The 15,725-nt window shown below is 69.5% G+C and carries 13 protein-coding genes and 2 pseudogenes; 8 read left to right on the top strand and 7 right to left on the bottom strand.

The window, feature by feature from the left end; genetic code table 11:
- Positions 1–40: 40 nt before the first annotated feature.
- From ACWC9R_RS18050 to ACWC9R_RS18035, 4 genes are all read right to left on the bottom strand, one after another.
- On the bottom strand, positions 41–310 hold the full coding sequence (locus tag ACWC9R_RS18050; RefSeq protein ID WP_450732630.1) for a hypothetical protein: 270 nt from the start codon (positions 308–310) through the stop codon (positions 41–43).
- A 153-nt stretch (positions 311–463) separates the two neighbouring features.
- Positions 464–1,054 (bottom strand): hypothetical protein, encoded by a 591-nt coding sequence (locus ACWC9R_RS18045; protein WP_450732628.1) that lies wholly within the window; start codon positions 1,052–1,054, stop codon positions 464–466.
- A gap of 38 nt (positions 1,055–1,092) precedes the next feature.
- The gene (locus ACWC9R_RS18040; protein WP_450732627.1) at positions 1,093–2,049 is read right to left on the bottom strand and encodes an LPXTG cell wall anchor domain-containing protein; all 957 of its coding nucleotides are present in this window, start codon (positions 2,047–2,049) and stop codon (positions 1,093–1,095) included.
- Between the two features lie 171 nt (positions 2,050–2,220).
- Positions 2,221–2,937 (bottom strand): hypothetical protein, encoded by a 717-nt coding sequence (locus tag ACWC9R_RS18035; protein WP_450732625.1) that lies wholly within the window; start codon positions 2,935–2,937, stop codon positions 2,221–2,223.
- Positions 2,938–3,335: 398 nt separating this feature from the next.
- Here ACWC9R_RS18035 and ACWC9R_RS18030 point away from each other — a divergent pair, with 398 nt between their 5' ends.
- The 5 genes and pseudogenes from ACWC9R_RS18030 to ACWC9R_RS18010 all read left to right on the top strand — a co-directional run.
- Positions 3,336–3,680 carry a hypothetical protein gene (locus ACWC9R_RS18030; RefSeq protein WP_450732623.1) on the top strand — a complete coding sequence of 115 codons (345 nt, stop codon included), beginning with the start codon at positions 3,336–3,338 and terminating at the stop codon, positions 3,678–3,680.
- A 106-nt stretch (positions 3,681–3,786) separates the two neighbouring features.
- On the top strand, positions 3,787–4,482 hold the full coding sequence (locus tag ACWC9R_RS18025; RefSeq protein ID WP_450732621.1) for an ABC transporter ATP-binding protein: 696 nt from the start codon (positions 3,787–3,789) through the stop codon (positions 4,480–4,482).
- Positions 4,479–6,647 (top strand): FtsX-like permease family protein, encoded by a 2,169-nt coding sequence (locus ACWC9R_RS18020; protein ID WP_450732619.1) that lies wholly within the window; start codon positions 4,479–4,481, stop codon positions 6,645–6,647. The genes ACWC9R_RS18025 and ACWC9R_RS18020 overlap by 4 nt, the downstream gene beginning before the upstream one ends.
- A gap of 263 nt (positions 6,648–6,910) precedes the next feature.
- A complete protein-coding gene (locus tag ACWC9R_RS18015; protein WP_450732617.1) occupies positions 6,911–7,222 on the top strand; it encodes a hypothetical protein in 312 nt (103 codons plus the stop codon).
- Between the two features lie 111 nt (positions 7,223–7,333).
- Positions 7,334–7,444, top strand: a pseudogene (locus ACWC9R_RS18010) (toxin glutamine deamidase domain-containing protein); the annotation flags it as partial.
- A 218-nt stretch (positions 7,445–7,662) separates the two neighbouring features.
- Here the strand turns inward: ACWC9R_RS18010 and ACWC9R_RS18005 are convergent.
- Positions 7,663–7,908 (bottom strand): hypothetical protein, encoded by a 246-nt coding sequence (locus tag ACWC9R_RS18005; protein ID WP_450732615.1) that lies wholly within the window; start codon positions 7,906–7,908, stop codon positions 7,663–7,665.
- A 334-nt stretch (positions 7,909–8,242) separates the two neighbouring features.
- Between ACWC9R_RS18005 and ACWC9R_RS18000 the strand changes: the two are divergent.
- The 3 genes and pseudogenes from ACWC9R_RS18000 to ACWC9R_RS17990 form a co-directional block, all read left to right on the top strand.
- Positions 8,243–8,905: pseudogene (locus ACWC9R_RS18000) on the top strand (toxin glutamine deamidase domain-containing protein); the annotation flags it as partial.
- 12 nt (positions 8,906–8,917) lie between these two features.
- On the top strand, positions 8,918–9,205 hold the full coding sequence (locus ACWC9R_RS17995) for a hypothetical protein (RefSeq protein WP_450732613.1): 288 nt from the start codon (positions 8,918–8,920) through the stop codon (positions 9,203–9,205).
- A 388-nt stretch (positions 9,206–9,593) separates the two neighbouring features.
- On the top strand, positions 9,594–11,792 hold the full coding sequence (locus tag ACWC9R_RS17990) for an SUKH-4 family immunity protein (RefSeq protein WP_450732611.1): 2,199 nt from the start codon (positions 9,594–9,596) through the stop codon (positions 11,790–11,792).
- 30 nt (positions 11,793–11,822) lie between these two features.
- Here ACWC9R_RS17990 and ACWC9R_RS17985 read toward each other — a convergent pair whose 3' ends face one another.
- Together ACWC9R_RS17985 and ACWC9R_RS17980 are read right to left on the bottom strand one after the other, a co-directional pair.
- Positions 11,823–13,937, bottom strand: a complete 2,115-nt coding sequence (locus tag ACWC9R_RS17985; protein ID WP_450732610.1) for a hypothetical protein — start codon at positions 13,935–13,937, stop codon at positions 11,823–11,825.
- A gap of 337 nt (positions 13,938–14,274) precedes the next feature.
- Complete coding sequence (locus ACWC9R_RS17980; RefSeq protein WP_450732608.1) at positions 14,275–15,594, bottom strand: SUKH-4 family immunity protein; 1,320 nt, start codon at positions 15,592–15,594, stop codon at positions 14,275–14,277.
- Between the last annotated feature and the right edge of the window lie 131 nt (positions 15,595–15,725).

The raw sequence follows: 15,725 nt of genomic DNA, 5'->3' as shown, positions 1-15,725 counted from the left end.
GCCGTGGGAGTCGTTCGGGGTCAGACCATGAGGAACGAGCTCAGCGCATCCACTCCGAGTAGAAGTTGGGGAGGCCGGGCTGGGGGTCGCTGACGCAGGTGGCCTCGTGGTACTTGGGGTTCTGTGCCAGGTCACTCTGCATCTGGTCGTGGCACTTCTGCCAGGAGTCGAACGACTCGCCACCGACCTGCTGCCAGCCGTCACCGGGCGGCGGGCCGGCGGCGAAAGCGGCCGTGGCGGTCAGCGGCACCGTGACCGCCGCGACACCCACGGCGAGACCGAGAGCGATACGGGTGCGCCAGGACTTCATGAACTCCTCCATCGTGTCGTCAGATCTTTCTCCGCACAGCTCTCCGGGAGAGACGCCGCGGCCGAAGCCGCCTGCTCTGTGCGTCGTTCCCCTGCGGGGAGCCGGGGTGCTGCTGGGCCGCGACGGCGGCAGCACCCCGGGACCCCGCAGGTCTCACCCCTCGCGGGGGGAGAAACCGCCCACGGCGACGCCGTCGGCCGTGCAGTCCGTGTCCTGGTAGCGGTCGGCGAAGGTGCCGGTGAGGCCGGTGAACGCGTCGTACGCGTGGTCCATGGGCAGGTCCTTGCGCACCCTGAACCGCAGCTGCACATGGACGGACTCGCGGGGCTTCAGCGTCTTCGGGCCGGGGACGGTGCCGCCGGCGTCTCCGTCGGCCTGGCGCAGCGTCTTCCAGGCGCGCTGCGCGATGTCCCAGTACTGCAGATCGCCGTACGGACTCAGGTCACGCTCGCCCTCGTTGTAGACATAGCTGCCCAGCCTGGCGCTGAGTGCGAACGACTTCAGCTCCTTCGCCGAGGTGTTGGTGAGCGTGGCGGTGTAGGGCGTCCAGTGGGTGCCGAGAGTGACCGAGTCGGGTATGCCGAACGAGCGGCCCACGAGGGCGTTGTTGTGGGGCTGCCCGACGTCGGAGCACTTCGGGAGCTCCGCGGCGGAGGCCGCCTGGGAGGCGGGCGCGGCGGCTAACGCCACGGGGAACAGGGCGGCGGTCGCGGCCGAGACCGACAGGGCGCGGCGCAGTTTCATGAGGATCTCTTTCCCGGTTCGTGGAGAGACGGCTGGGCTTACGCGGCGATGTCCGTGGTGCCCGGACCGGCCGCGTTCCTCCGGCGGCGCACGCCGATGACCGCACCCGCGCCGGCCACCATCGCGGCTCCGCCGATGAGGGCGATCGCCGGGAGCATGGACGAGGAGCCGGTCGCGGCGAGTTGGGCGCCGCCCCGCGGGCCGAGGTCACCGGTGGAATCGGAACCACTCGTACCACCGCCGGACGCGGCGCTCCGGCCGGTCTCGGCCGCGCCACCCGCCTTGCCCGGCGTGCCCGGCTCGGCCGGGGCCTGCGTCGGTTTCGCGCCCGCGGGGAGGATGGTGAAGTCGTACCAGGATTCCTTGGCCGAACCACAGGAGCCGTCGCGGTTGCGGTAGTCGCCGGCGGCGAGCGCGTACCCGGTGCCGGGCTTGGCGCCCTTGACCACGCGGGTGCGCAGTTGGAGCGTGCGGGAGCTGCGCGGACCGACGGCGAAGGAGCCGAACAGGTCGTCGGGCTCCGCGTCATGGAGGGTCTTCCACCGCCCCGACTTGGTGTCGCGGTACTCGGTGTCCAGCTCCCAGGACGGCCGGTCGACATCTTGAGCGGAGGAGACGAGCAGGAAGGGCTGGACCTCGCCCAGGGGCTTGGCGGTGGTGTTGGTGAGCGTCATGGAGAAGGGGGCCCAGACGCCGCCCGCAGCCAGCTGGCGCGGCAGCCCGCGGACGGCCACCTGCAACTGGTCGGACTCGAACGCGCAGGGCTGATCCGCGTTCTGGTCACCCGTTCCGCCGCCGCTCGTCGCGGAATCGGCTGACCGGTCCGCCGCTGTGGCGGCATCGGGGGAGTAGGGGGAGTCGGGAGCGGCGGGTGTGCGGGGACCGGCCTCGGACACCGGCTCCGTTGCGGACGCGGCGGCGGGCGCGGCCAGTACGGCGGCGGGCGTCAATACGGCAGCCGCCGCGGCGGCCGTCAGGGTGCGGCGAATCTTCATCCAGCAGACCTCTCGTATCCCAAGTGCCGCCTGGGCGGCACGGATTGACATCGCGTCAGATTCAGGTCGTGCATGATTCATGGTGTGCGTGCGGGCGCAGATCGCTTCCGTCACTGCGGAGGTGGGGCCGCCCCGCCGGAGGTGGCTGCACCACCGCAGCCGGGCGGGCCGTTACTCGTGGGCGCTGATCACGCCGCCGGCGCTGAGCACGATGTACACGCCGTTGGCGTCGACCCCCACGTCGTGCCCCTTCGTCTCCAGCGTGGCGGCCACGCCCTCGTGGCCGATGATCTGCGCGCGGTACCGCAGCTCGCCGACCTTCGTGACCTTGGCCTTCCAGCCGCCCGCGAGCGTGAACGTGCCCGGTCCCTGGTGCTCGCCGCCCATCCACGAGTGGATCTCGCCGCCCCTCGTGAGCACGACGTACATGCCGTTGGCATCGAGCCCGGCGTCGGCGTCCGGCCCCGTCGTCTCCATCGTGGCCACGACCGAACCGTCGCTGACGATCTCGGCGCGGTAGCGCTGGGAGCCGAGGTCGTAGATCTCGGCCGTGCTGCCGTCGACCAAGGTCTGGGTGCGGACGGGGGACCCCGCCTTGGCCCTGGCGGACGGCGCGCCGCCCGACTGCTGTCCCGCAGCGAGCGACTTGGTGCCGACCTCGGCAGCGGTGCTCGTCCTGCCATCGGAGCTCTGAATGCCGGACCAGCCCGCGGTGGTGGCCTTGGCGGCGGAGTTCGTGCTCGTGCTCGGGTGGCCCGCGGACTTCGCGTCGGCGGGGTCCGAGCCGGAGCAGGCGGTCAGAGCGAGACCGGCGGTCGCGATCAGGGCCGCGGCGGCCACGCGCAGGGTGCGGCGACGGGCCGCGCGGGCAGTGGTGCTGGAGCGCATGTCAGGTCCCCCGGGGGGCAGTCGGTGTCGTTGTTCCTCGGTACGTCACCCACCCTGATCCGGGCCACTATCGAGAAGCTGCCGCTCCGCTAACACCCGGCTAACACGGGTTGAGGGCAGGGGGAGAAGCCACGCGAGGGGAACTGCAGCGTGACCCGCGTTCCGGACTTTGCGCTCCCTTTCTCGTATCACTATGGCCCGCTGTCGGCTGGGCAGTTCGCTTTGGCCTTCCCCAAGTCCGGCTTTCGAGTTGCAGGTTACGAGTGGTGCGCATACAGTTCTCCTTCGTGGCCACGGGGGGCTAACCGCAAGGTTTGACGTTTTGCATTGATGCAACCTTTCCCTTCGTGGCATGAGCAGAGGTATGGCCTCTGCGGCTGAACAATAGGGGTTTGGGAATGCGTAACACTGTGCGGCGTATCGCTGCCATAGCCATCGGCGGAGCATTTGTCGCGGGGGCCACTCCTGCTCTGGCGGCAGACAATCTCTATGCTGCCACCTATGGTTCTTCCGGCTGGGTGAGTCCTCAGCATGCCTACGCCTACGCAAAGGACAAGAAGGCCGACGGTGACCCCGTCTACAGCCGCTATGGCCGGGAAGTCGGAAACGGCGAAACGTACACGTTGCACAACAAGAGCGGCAATGGCACCACGGCGACCAGCGGTGCGGGAGCGTACATCTACACGCTGCGCAGCTGCGTCTCGCTGGACTGGCAGCCCGACACCTGCGCATGGGCGAACTGACGCCCGGACGTAACGCCTGATCCACCGGTGAGGGCTCCTTTTCTGACGGCCCGGCGGCCCAGTAACGCTGCCGGGCCGTCAGCGGTATCTAGCGAGGCATATCAGCATGGTTGATTCGAGCGCCGCTGTTCATCCGGTACTGCGTCTCAAAGACCTGAGATACAGCATCGGAAAGCGTCAGCTGCTCAGAGGGCTCACCCTGGATCTGGCTCCTGGGGAGTCCGTGGCGGTGACCGGGCCGAGCGGTAGCGGGAAAAGCACCTTGCTGTCGCTGGTCCTGGGCCTTGTTCCCGCCGGAAAGGGACAGGTTTCGGTGGCCGGCCGCGATATGTCGACGCTACGGGGTAAGCGGCTGGCACGGCATCGGGCGCAACACCTCAGTATGGTTTTCCAATTCGGCGAACTGCTCCCGGAACTGACGCCCGTGGAGAATGTGGCGCTGCCGGCCCTGCTGGCCGGCGAGTCCCGCAGCGACGCGTACGAGCGGGCGGCCGGGCTCCTGCACGACGTGTGCGTGACCGGAACCACGGCCACCACGGGCGAACTGTCCGGTGGTGAGCGTCAACGGACCGCTGTGGCACGCGCCTTGATGAACAAGCCCTCGCTGATCCTGGCCGATGAGCCGACCGGCTCACTCGATCCCGACGCCCGCAGCACGGTCGCTGACCTGTTGTTCTCGCTGCCGGAGCAATGGGGGTGCGGGCTGCTGGTGGCCACCCACGATCCGAGCGTGGCGGCTCGTGCCCACCGGCACCTGAGCCTGCGCGACGGGCTCCTGCACACGGAACGGGTGGCGACATGACCAGGTCTCCGGGCGACTCCGGACTCGGGACGCGGTGGCAGATGCTGCGGATCGGCCGGGCCGCCCGGCGGGGCCGTGCGGGGAGTGCCACCCGCTTCGTCGCGTTGTCGTTCGCGACCGCGGCACTGTGCCTGGCGCTCACCTCCCTGGTGGCGGTGTGCGCCGGCTACGCCGGAACCGAGGAGCGGACCGCGGCCCGCAGCCCGCAGCGGGTGGCCGCCGGTCACGGCACCACGCTCGCCCGCTACTTGCTCAAGCAGGACACCTTGGATGACGCGCGGGGGTACACGGTCGTCTGGGTGGAACCGGTGAGCCCCGCCGCCGTTCCGCCGCCCGGCCTGACCTCGTGGCCCGCCCCCGGCGAGGCGGTGCTCTCGCCCGCGCTGCTCCGGGCGGGGGCTGCCGAGCGGGTCGGCGAGCGCTACGGCAGGTTGGCAGGGACGATCGGCCCGGAGGGGCTGGCGTCTCCCGGAGAGCGGTTCGCCTACGTCCGGCCGCTGCACAGCATGCGGGGACTTGAGGAGGCACGCCCGATTCACGGATTCGGCAGCGTGCCGGAGTGGGGCAGCGGGGACTTCACCAACCAGCGTCCCCTCTGGGAGTTCCTGCTCACCGTCGGCGGATTTCTGCTCCTTCCCGCCGGCGTCTGCACGGTGCTGGCCGCCCGTATGGGCGCTGACGAACGGGACCGGCGTATCGCCCTGGTCACCGCCCTGGGCGCGCTGCCCGCTCACCGGCGACTCATCGTCCTGGGCGAAGCGGCCCTGCCCGCGGCTCTGGGAGCGATGGCCGGGGCGGTACCGGCCGTTGTGGGCTGTCTGACCGACGTGCCGGTTCCCTTCGCACACTTCGTTCTCCACGCACCGGACCTGCGTGCCGGCGCCCTGTGGCTCGTCGTCGCGGCGGTGCTGTCGCTGGTGTCGGCGCTCTCCGCGGTCACCGTGCTGCACCGCCACCGCCCGGCGGCCACGGCCACCCGCCCGCGCGCGGGCCGTGCCGCCCTCACCAGATTCGCCTGCTGGGCCTGCCCGCTGTTCCTGCTGGCCGCCTCCTACGGGCCCGGACTCGCCCCCACACCCACGCTGCGTGTCCTGCTGCAGGTCCTGGGAACCCTCGGCGGCTTCGCCACCCTGCCGTCGCTCATCGCGGCGGCCTGTACGGCATTCGGATCGGCCCTGGCGGAAGCCTCCCGCCGCTGGGCCGGCCCTTCCGCCCTGATCTCGGGACGCTGGATGGCGGCTTCCGCCGCCACGACCGCACGGCTGGTGTGCTCGGTGGTGATCGCCATCGGGCTCACCGGCGAGGCACAGCTGTGGATGTCCCGCATGGCCGAACCCGTTCGGCAGGCAACCGCGGTGCACGAAGCGGTCGGGGACAGCGTGCTGACGGTGACGGCTCCCAAGGGCCTCACCGCGGAGTTCGCGAGTTCGCTGCCCCCGCAAGCCATGCTTGTGGCGCTCGACAAGGCCAGGGGCACCACGCGTCTCACCGGCAGCTGCCAGGACCTCACGGCCCTTCGCCTCCCGTGCCGTTCGGGTGCGGTCACCCCGGTGGCGCAAGCCGATGAACGCCTGCGCTACGCCCTCGGAGACGGCTCCGGCCTCGCCACCACCGCCACCACACGGGTGCCCGCCGGTACCGGCGATGCGGCTCTGCTGCTCTCCCGTGACGGAACCGCTCTCGACGTCGCCCGGATCAAGCACACCGCGCACCGCACCCTCGCCCCCGGAAGCAGCGTCAGCGCCCTGGGCATCGGCTGGATCAGCGGCGGCAAGGTGCTCAGCGACCAGTCAGGATGGCTGCTCTTCTTCGGCCTCCTGGGAACCTGCGTGCTCGCCGTGGGTTTCGCGCTCAACACCCAGGCGGAGTTCCTGCGCCAAGGACGCGCCGCTGCCCCGGTGGCGGTGCTCTGCGGCCGCAGCAGGGTCTTCTACGGGCTCAGCGCGTGGAGCCTGCTGGTGCCGGTCCTTGCGTCGGGAGCCGTAGGAGTCCTCGTCTACTCCTGGCTTGCCAGACCGCTGGTCGCGGACGGACACGCGAACACCTCGCTGAGTCTCATGCTCGCCGGCCTGGGTGTGAGTGGCGCCCTGGGCCTGCTGCTGTGGGGCTGCGGCGGGGCCAGCGCCGCCCGGAGCGCCGGCCGCTGGCGCCCCAGCGGCGAGTGAGTGGGTCGACGGCGGGGTCCCGATAGCGCGGCTGCTCAAGAGGTGAGGAACCCTCGTCGGCTTGCCGACGGGGGTTCGCTCCGGAGCGCGGCGAACGGTACGTGGATGCGCACGGGTTCACAATCCAGCCGGTCGGTTGGATAAGCTCATCAATGGTTGGAGCGGGCTCGACGTTTCGACGGCCACCTCCCCGCGCCATCCCGAGTTCCACCGCATGACCGCGTCTGATCCACAGCCGTCCCTTCGCTGACAGGAGAGAGTCCGTGTCGCATCCCGATGCGCCGGAACCGGTACAGCCCGTCCCCGCCACTACCGAAGAGGCATTGGCCGCCGCTCGCGCCCGATTCGAAGTACTGGATCTGGAAGGGAACCCGGCGCCGTTGTACGTGGCGGAGTTCGACATCGGCTTTCTCATTCACGCCGTGATGCCCCCGCCGCCGCCCGGAACTCAGGCGCCGTTGGGTGGCAGTCACATGGTGATCTCCAAAAGCGACGGAGCCGTCACCTACGTCCCCAACTCTCCGCCGGACTCCGCGATCGAGCTGTACCGCAGCCTGCGCCGGCCCAATGGCTAGGGCTGCCGTCTGAGGGCTGGACGGCGTTGAGCCGGATCTGAAGCAGGGCCCTTCCGCCGACGGTGCGGCGGAGGGAGTCGGTCGGCCCACAGGGCCGGATCGCCCTACGAGCTGTCGCAGGCCGGGCATGGCTCGGCAGCCGTCATCGGCGTCAACTGGCCCGGCGGTGGCGGCCATGCCTTCGCCGCGGTCAACCACAACGGCCAGGTCCTGTTCGTCGACGCGCAGACAGGCGTCGTCAGCGAGAACCCGATTCACCTGGGCGCCCAAGAGGTCTTCTACACCCCACTGGACGCCAATCGGAACCCGATCACTCCGTACTTCCTGACCCCGTCGACGCCTCAGCCGTCCACCCAGACCACTCCGGACACCAACGACAGCCCAGACGCGAATATCAGCCCGGGCCCCGACTCGTCGACGGACCAGTCAACTTCCGACGCTCAGCCGGACGGATCTTCGGACACCTCGCCGTCCAGCGAGCCGTCCACTGACGAGACGCCCTCCGAGAACGACGGCTCGACCCCGGAGCCCTCCACAACGCCGGAGACGACGCCGGGCCCCGAAGCGACGCCGACCCCGGAGACGACACCACCGCAGAACGAGGACAATTCTCCGGACGCGAACACCGCCCAGGAGTCCAACCCGGACCAGGCCTCCGGGACCGCCCCGGACGCGGACCCCACCACGGACCGGGACTCGGAAACGACCCAGGCCCAGGACTCCGAAACGCCCCAGGACTCGGACGCGACGGACGAGAGCAACCCACAGTCCGACAACACGCAGGACACGCAGGACACGGAGAACAGCCAGGAATCCCAAGCCCCTCAGGATTCCCAGGACACCCACGACACCGCCGACACCCACGACACCCAGCACCCTCAAGACACCGACCAGCAACCGGAGTCGAGGGAACCGGTCTTCCCGTCCACCGCCACGCGCCCCTCCGGTCCGCCGGATGGTTACGACGACCCCAGCGACGCCGACAACCGTGCGCAGCAGGAGGGATTCCCGCGCAACGAGGACGGCTCGTTCCAGCAGGCCCCTGACCCGCGTGAGGACACCTGGGTCGACGACATCCGCGGTCAGAACCCCGACGAGTCCGGTCGCGACGTCAACTGCCCCGACGGATCACTCGCGTTCGTCGAGTCGTACGCGGGCAATCCCACGGTCGCCGTGATCATCACCCAGAACGCCGGCCGTGCCCACGCCTGGAACGTGGTCAACCACAACGGCCAGATCGTCTACGCCGACCCGCAGACGGGCCAAAGCAGCACCACCCCGCTCCACAGCGGCACCAACGGCGTTTTCGCGATCCTGCTGGACGCGAACCGCCGACCCATCGCCACCACGCGCCAGCCTGCTGTCCACGGTAATACGCACAGGGTCGGTCCCTATGCAACACGTTTCGACGAGCCCGAGGACATGGTCAGAGCGGACCAATACCTACGCGACCGAGTCATCAACGACGGCGAACCCCCGGACGCCGAGGTGCCCATCGCGGATATCTTCGGCGGCGAGGGGCACGAGCGGTTCACTGGATTCTATCGAGATCCATCGAACCTCAACGAATTCCTGCCTGTCGATTTCGAAGGGGGTACCATTAAGCCGGTGTATCGATTCGTCGACGGTAATTGGAAGTTGGTTACCATGTACGCAAACCCCGCCCCCGGGCGTCACCCGTAGTAAGGATCATTCGTGAACAGGGAACTTGAAAAATTCATCAAGGTCTACCTCGATTATGAGCAGGCGTACGATACCAGCGGTACATTGCGCCCAACTCTGCATGCATTCAAGCCGGAGTATGTTGATGGCGTGCGAGAAGGCCTGAAGGCCGTACTGAGCAACCGCGAACTCTCGACAGCCGACTATGAAAGAATCACGGACATCGAGTTCGGCAGCGAGGAAGTGCTGTATTCCTATCTGCGGGAGATGTTTCGGTACCTGTTTGAGGGTGGCGAAGAGCAGCCGCTGCCGCCCGAGTAGCATCAAGTGATCAAGGCGTCAACCCGCTCGAACTTCCGAATTATGAGGGCACGGGCTACTGCCGGGGCGAGTTGTTCGCCGACGAAGACGCCCCCAAGGGGCAGAACGGCGACGTGGCCGATCTCGTGACTCATGTGGCTGGGGTCCAGAACGTCCCCAAGGGATAATGGCATCCCGATGGCGTCAAGGGAATGGCCGTCACAACGCTGGGACGAGATCGGGAATTTGATCGAGGGCAAGTCATGCGGCCCCCAGGCGAGCTGGCTGTCACGTGTGAGACAGAGTCCGGCCCCTCATTGGAGTGTTTAGGGCCCGATTCCCCTCGGAGCGTGCTGTCCCCTTACTGTGATGGAGTTCGGGAGCGTGGCGACGAGGAGCGACTTGCACTATGGCATCGGTGGGCATTCCCGCGGAAGGAGTACCCGATCGCGTGGGCGCATGGTGGCGTGCCGGTGGGCGGGGCGGCAGCGTCGCCTACGTCGTCGCTCCGGTCGGTGCCGATGCCGCGGCCGTCGTGCGGCGGGTGCACGAGAGGGTCCCCGGGAGTGTTCTGGTCGACGCCGCCGGGCTCACCGCCGAGCAAGTGATGCACAAAGCCCTGGCCGAGCTGGGAGTTGACCTGTCTCCCGGCGAGCGGGACGACTGGAGGTTCGCACTCGGGTCGTGGAGCGAAGAGCGGTTGTTGGTGCTCCTCAACACTCACCGCGCTGGGCTCACGCGGCGGTCGTACGAGCCGGAGCGGCTGGTCCGCAGCACCATTCCCTGGCTGGCTCGAGGCAAGCTGGCCGTGCTCACCGATGCCGGTCCCGAACTCGTGCCGAGCGGGGCGGATTCCGTATTCCGTCTGGCCGAGCCTGGCGGAGTCGTGCCCACGCCCGACCTGCCGGCCCTACGCGCTCTCGCCTTGGCGGAGCCGCGCGTCGTGCCCGTACCCGTGTGGGCGCAACTTGTCGCCGCCTTGACCGGCGGCACCGTGTCCGAGGCCGATCTCAGCGAGGTGGCTCGGGAGCATGTCGGCGTTCTGCGGACGGGACCACTGGGGGTTTCCTTCGTCGACGAGGCCCTGGCCGAAAGCCTTCGCCGCCGGGTCGATGCCGACGAACTCACGTGCGTGAATCGGCACATGGTCGCCTGGCTGCTACGTACGTCCTCCGATTTCCGTCATCCGGAGGGGTGGGCCAAGGCCGGAGCCGTCGGGCTGTACGCCGCCGCCGGGCTCGCCATGCACGCCGTGCAAGCGGGGACGTACGAAGAACTTCTGCGTGACGGGCGTACGGTGGCCAATCTGCCGCAGAGCACACTCATGGACTCGGCGCGCAGCCGCAGCTTCGTCATCCCCGGCAACAGCCCCGCCGCCGACGCAATTCATCTGTGGGGGTGGGGAATTACACCACAGCGTCAGGTGGAATGGGCCTCTTGGCTGCATCTGATGGCCTGTTCGCGCGATGATTTCGCATTCGCGTCGTCGGTGGCGTCCTCCGGTGTCTCACTTCCCTGGCGTACGAAGTGGGCCCACTGGCGGCCACCGGGCGGATGCCATGCGCGTTTCCTCGAAGCCGGCAGGTTCGTCAGGCTGTCGGAAGCGCGTTGGCAGGGACGGACCGCAATTGCCGGGTTGCAGCAGCGTACGGTGGATGGATCGCCGCAACCATATGTCTCCGTCCGCGACTTTGAGACGGGTGAGCTCGTCGCAGGTTCTTGGGAACAGGGTGAGATTCCGCAGGAACATCGCACGGACCTGACCATGCCCCCGGCTACTGCGACACCGACGCCATCGGCTTCACAGTCCGGCGGGAGTACCGGGCATCCCACACGCCTCAGCGAGCTGTTCGACTTGTCGTCCCCTCCTCGAAGCAGAAGAGCGTTCCTGCTTCCCTGCACTCCACTGACCATGGGCGATGTCGTCGTGTTCGGGGGCGACCTGGGGCTGATCGCCATCCAGCCGGCGAACGGCGTGGACCCCTCGGACACCTTCGGCTCCTTGCAACGGCCCCTGTCCTGGGATTATGCGGACGCGGGCCCGAGCAGCCCCCTTGATGCCACGCCTCCGCACCACAGAGACCTGATCACTCTCTTCGGCGAAGACGACATCTACGAGGCCGAGCCCGAGGAACTTCCTGAGGAGCTGACCCATCAGCCGACTCGCGAGCTCCTCACGAAGTTCGGCCTGCCGGACATGAATGAGGGCGCCATGGCGCTACTGCCTTACGGGGATTGGGAAGTCGACCTCTTCGATGAGGTGGACTGGCCGGATGATGTCGAGCCAGTGGCGGAACGTGGGCCCTTCTTCCAGATCGGCAAGTGGATGGGAGGCGAGATCGTCGTCGACGGGCCCACCGGGCACATCCTGCGCGTCCCGACCGGGAGCGACGAGGAGTATCTTGCCGGGCTTCCCGCTGCACGCGGCCTGGCGAGCTTCCTCACCATGGTCGCGCTGTGGGTCACCGGGCTCCGCACCCGCGCCCTCCTGCCGCCGGGCAACTCCGAGCGGGGGCAGATCACGTATTGGACCCTGGGGGCACTGGCCGAAGCCGATGCGAGGGGCGGCGAACAGCCCGCCTGGTCGTACGTCCTCCACAACGAGTGACACGGCTAGCGGCACATCCGTGTCGTCGCATCAGCCGGAGAGGCGACCAACAACACGCCTCAGACCTTCCTGGCAGTTGACCCCCGTCTGAAGCACCTTCCAGGCCTGGGCGGCCTGTGGCTCGGACAGGTCGGGCAGGGTCTCGTCGATCCGTGTGCGCAGGTCAGGCATGGGCCTGGTGCCGAACAGGTCCCGGGGGCGCATCGTGGCCATCAGGGCTTCGACCGCCGGCCGGTCGGCCTGGACCGGAAGGTCGGCCAGGACCAGCGCGGCCACGTCCACAGCCGCGAACTCCCGCGCCGCCGCCTCGTCCTTGAGCAGTTCGTCGACGACCCCGCCGACGTGCACGAAGGGGGCGAGTACGCGGACGAGCCCGTTCAGGTCGAGGCCTGCGCGCAGGCGTGCGCGTTGGCGGTCCAGCCAGGCGTGCAGCGCCTCACTGCCCAAGGGCGTGCGGCAGATGCCGGGGGTGCTCTGCCAGCTGCCGAGTTCGGTGGCGCGATGCGGGCGGTAGTGATGGTGGTACGAAATCCCTGCCTCCGGCAGCCCCACCAGCTCGAGTTCGGCGTCGAGCGCCTTGCGCAGCTCGCGGGCGAAGCGCGGGTCGGCGAGCAGCCGGGTCAGGTGCGGGCGCCGGTGGACGAGCATGTTGGCGGCGCCCGGGCCGCCCAGTCTCGGCGGAGGGTCGGCCAACGGAACCCCGTGTTCGAGGAGTTCGTCCGCCAGGTCGAGCGGGATGAGGGCCCGACTGCGGCCGGACGCGGGATCGGGGTCGGGACAGGGCAGGCGCACCGGGACGGCGTCCGCCGCCAGGCGCGGGGCGAGGCGCACCGCCAGGTCGTACAGCTCGTCACTGCGCACACGCGACGTCGGCTCGCTCGCCAGCCAGTGGTGCAGCAGGCGGGCGGCCTCGCCGACGGGGAGCCCCGGGCGCTCGCCCGTCAACTGCGCGAGGGCGCCGCTCCGTTGGAGCAGTGAAAGCCACTCCTCCGCACTGCTCGCGTCGTCGGGGAGCAGCCGCAGAACGTCGTGTACGGTCTCCGGGCGTCGCTCGACCAGCAGCTCCAGGGCCTTCCCCTTCAGGGCGTCGACCCAGAACGTGTCCGTGTCACCCGCGCACAGCCCGATCGTCGGCACGATGCCCTCAAGCAGCGCGGCCACCTCGCCCTCGGGACTCGCGCCCGCCGCCCGGGCCACCTTGCGCAGGTCCGCGGCCATGCCCGGATACAGGTCGTGGGGCGTGTGCACGCGTCGTGCCAGAATGTCGCGGAATCGCCTGAGCTGGTCCGGTGAGACCACCCCGCCTCGGGGGGCCAGTTCCTTGGCACGCGCGCGTACCGCCCCGCTGGCCAGCGCTCCATGGTCCGCGAAGGTGGCGTAGCGGGCGTCGAGCCAGTGTTCGTCGGGCTCGGTGTCCTGCTCACGTTCGGCGTTCCTTGCGCGCGTGAAGTACCCGGTGGCGTACTGCGTGTGCTTTCCGCCCTCCTTCAGGCACAGGTCGGCGAGTTCGTCGAGGAACGCGGGGAGGAACCTGGGTGCCGTCGCGGCCAGGTCCTCCACATCGCTGTCCAGGAGGGACTTGTAGAGACTTGGGCTGCCCCAGAGGCTCCAGCCGAAGGCGTAGGCCGCTTCCAGGGCCTCCTGTTCCTGGCCGGGGTGCGCCGCCATCAGCCGCTCGGGGAACGGGAGTTCACTGCCCCCGGTGCCTTCCGGAGCCCGGATGCCGGTCGCGAACGTGTCCGTCAGCGCCCACTCCTCCCGCGACGCCAGCAGCGCGTCCCAGTGGCGTGCGAAGGGGGTGTTGAGGAGGAGCGTCATGGTGTGGTCGTCGGGGTGGACGTACGTCCGCGCGACCAGCGTCGTCTCGTCGGCATCCGGCGCGGGCGGGTCTGCCACCGGTTCCACCCCGGCGTCGTCGAGTGCCTCGCGCCACACGATGTCGGACTCGGCGAGGGCCATGGGCACGCGCGTGCCCGCGCCGGCCCAGGATTCGGTCAGCACGCGCGCCTGCCCGCGGTGTTCCTTCAGCGCCCGCCGCAGCCGGTACAGCCGGCGCGCGCTCTGGCTGTCCGCGAGCCAGTCGGGTACCTGCTGAAGCCTCTTGCCGCGTGGATTGCGACAGACGACCCGGAGGTCGTCGTCCAACTCAACGGTGTATCCGTCCACTTCGTGGCGCCGGCCCATGCTCCGGTACTGCCTCCCCGCCTTGGCTGTCGCGGCCGTCCCCGCTGTCCGATCCGGCGCGTCCGTTGGGCCGCGGGTTGCAGCGCGTACCCCTGTACCGCCCTCGCGACCGTCGGCACGCGTGCATGCCGACGCCTCGAGACGTTAACGGAGACGCGGCAGTCCGGGCCGGAGGGGGGCCTGCTTCGCGTACGTGCGCTCAGGCCGGGGCGGCCGCGACGCGGTGCAGCACCACGGTCCAGTCGTCCTCGCTCGGCCAACCCGTCAGGTCGGTGAGCTGCCAGGTCTCCTCGCCCACTCAAAACAACCCGTGCCACATCTGCTCGACGATCACCGACCACCAGTTGCTCGGGTCGTCCAGGGCCGTCGCGTCGATGGCGACGAGCTGTTCCTGGAAGTCGGCGACGGCGCTGCCCGCCATGACGGGGTCGAGCGCGATCATCTCCTCGCGCGTGGTGTGCAGGAGTGCGAGGGAGCGGGCGAAGGCGGACACCGAGGTGTTGACGCGGCGGCCCGCGCCGCTTTCGGGGGTGACGGCCCAGACCTGGCCGACCGGCTCACCCTCCAGATCGGACCCCGTGCACTGGACGGTGATCAGAGCGACCCCGTCGGTGCCGATCCTGACGTGCCCCTCCAGGAACGCGAGGGCGTCGGCGCTCGCCTGGGAGCCGACCTCGCGCAGATGCGCGGCGGCATTGCCGAACAAGCCGCCCGGAAGCTCCACCTCCGGGTTGTCGGCCGTGAAGAAGAACGGGATGTCGGTCGGAAGCCCGGCCCAGGTCAGCGTGGCCTTGGTGACCTCGGGGAGCGGGGTGCGCGCCAGGTCGTCGGCGTCGTAGCGGCGTACGTTGTCAGCGCCGAAGGCCTCCGTCAGCGCGCGGCCCAGGGCGACATCGCGGAGCGGCTCGGCCGGCTCGACGTCGGTCGGCACCGGTGCGCGGTGCGGCCGTGGCGGCGGCTGCTGTCCCGCGATCTGGTGCATCATCTCGACGTGCTGGAGCAGCCCGGCGATCGCCTGGGCGCGCTCCTCTGCCCGCAGGCCGTACTCCTGCGTGCAGGAGAACCGGGCGTTGGGGTAGACACGGCCGAGCAGCCGGCCTGGGTACCCGCCGGGGAGCAGGCTGGAGCTGAGGTCGGTGTGGATCGCGACCACGTTCTGCGCGGGGACACCGAGGCTGTCCATCTCCACCAGGGCCTGGTACTCGGAGTGCGGCTCACCGGGGGCGGAGTTCTTGACGAGGTTTGTCTCCTCGCCGGTGCGCGGGTCGACGTAGGTGAGGACCGTGGTGTTGCCGGGGCCGGTGACCGGCGGCTGCGCGGGCGGCGCGGTCTCCTCGCCGCCGCCGTGCTTCTGCTGGTACATCCGCACCACCTCCTCGACCGGCACGGACGGCCAGGTGCTCAGCTCGCCGGTGCTGCGGTCGACCACACCGCAGGAGTGGCCGATCGTGGCCGGTGGCCGGCGCTTGCCCGTGACCGGGTCACGCTCGACCGGCGGGGCCGCGGCCCACACCACCCAGCCCAGATCGAACTCCTGCATCCGCACCTCACGGTGCTCCTGTCCTTCGGGGTTGAGCCACCCCTCGGCGGTCGCGAGCGCCTGCTCCTGGCTGATCACGGGAACTCCCATCGAGTCTTCGGGCGGACGGGGCGGGTGCGGCCGGGCCGGTGCGGCCGGGGCCGGTGCCGGGCGCGCTCCACGGCCCTCGTCCGAGTGGGCCTGAGTGCAGGCGGTCTGATACGGGCGAC

This window comes from Streptomyces sp. NPDC001219, assembly GCF_053597915.1.
The sequence above is the reverse complement of the archived record's forward strand: the minus strand, read 5'-3'. Positions and strand labels throughout refer to the sequence as shown.

Excerpts from the sequence above, each read along its gene's own strand:
- ACWC9R_RS18050 (WP_450732630.1), bottom strand. The coding sequence starts at position 310 with ATGAAGTCCTGGCGCACCCGTATCGCTCTCGGTCTCGCCGTGGGTGTC.
- ACWC9R_RS18020 (WP_450732619.1), top strand. The coding sequence starts at position 4,479 with ATGACCAGGTCTCCGGGCGACTCCGGACTCGGGACGCGGTGGCAGATG.
- ACWC9R_RS18030 (WP_450732623.1), top strand. The coding sequence starts at position 3,336 with ATGCGTAACACTGTGCGGCGTATCGCTGCCATAGCCATCGGCGGAGCA.
- ACWC9R_RS18035 (WP_450732625.1), bottom strand. The coding sequence starts at position 2,937 with ATGCGCTCCAGCACCACTGCCCGCGCGGCCCGTCGCCGCACCCTGCGC.
- ACWC9R_RS18045 (WP_450732628.1), bottom strand. The coding sequence starts at position 1,054 with ATGAAACTGCGCCGCGCCCTGTCGGTCTCGGCCGCGACCGCCGCCCTG.
- ACWC9R_RS18025 (WP_450732621.1), top strand. The coding sequence starts at position 3,787 with ATGGTTGATTCGAGCGCCGCTGTTCATCCGGTACTGCGTCTCAAAGAC.
- ACWC9R_RS18040 (WP_450732627.1), bottom strand. The coding sequence starts at position 2,049 with ATGAAGATTCGCCGCACCCTGACGGCCGCCGCGGCGGCTGCCGTATTG.
- ACWC9R_RS17990 (WP_450732611.1), top strand. The coding sequence starts at position 9,594 with ATGGCATCGGTGGGCATTCCCGCGGAAGGAGTACCCGATCGCGTGGGC.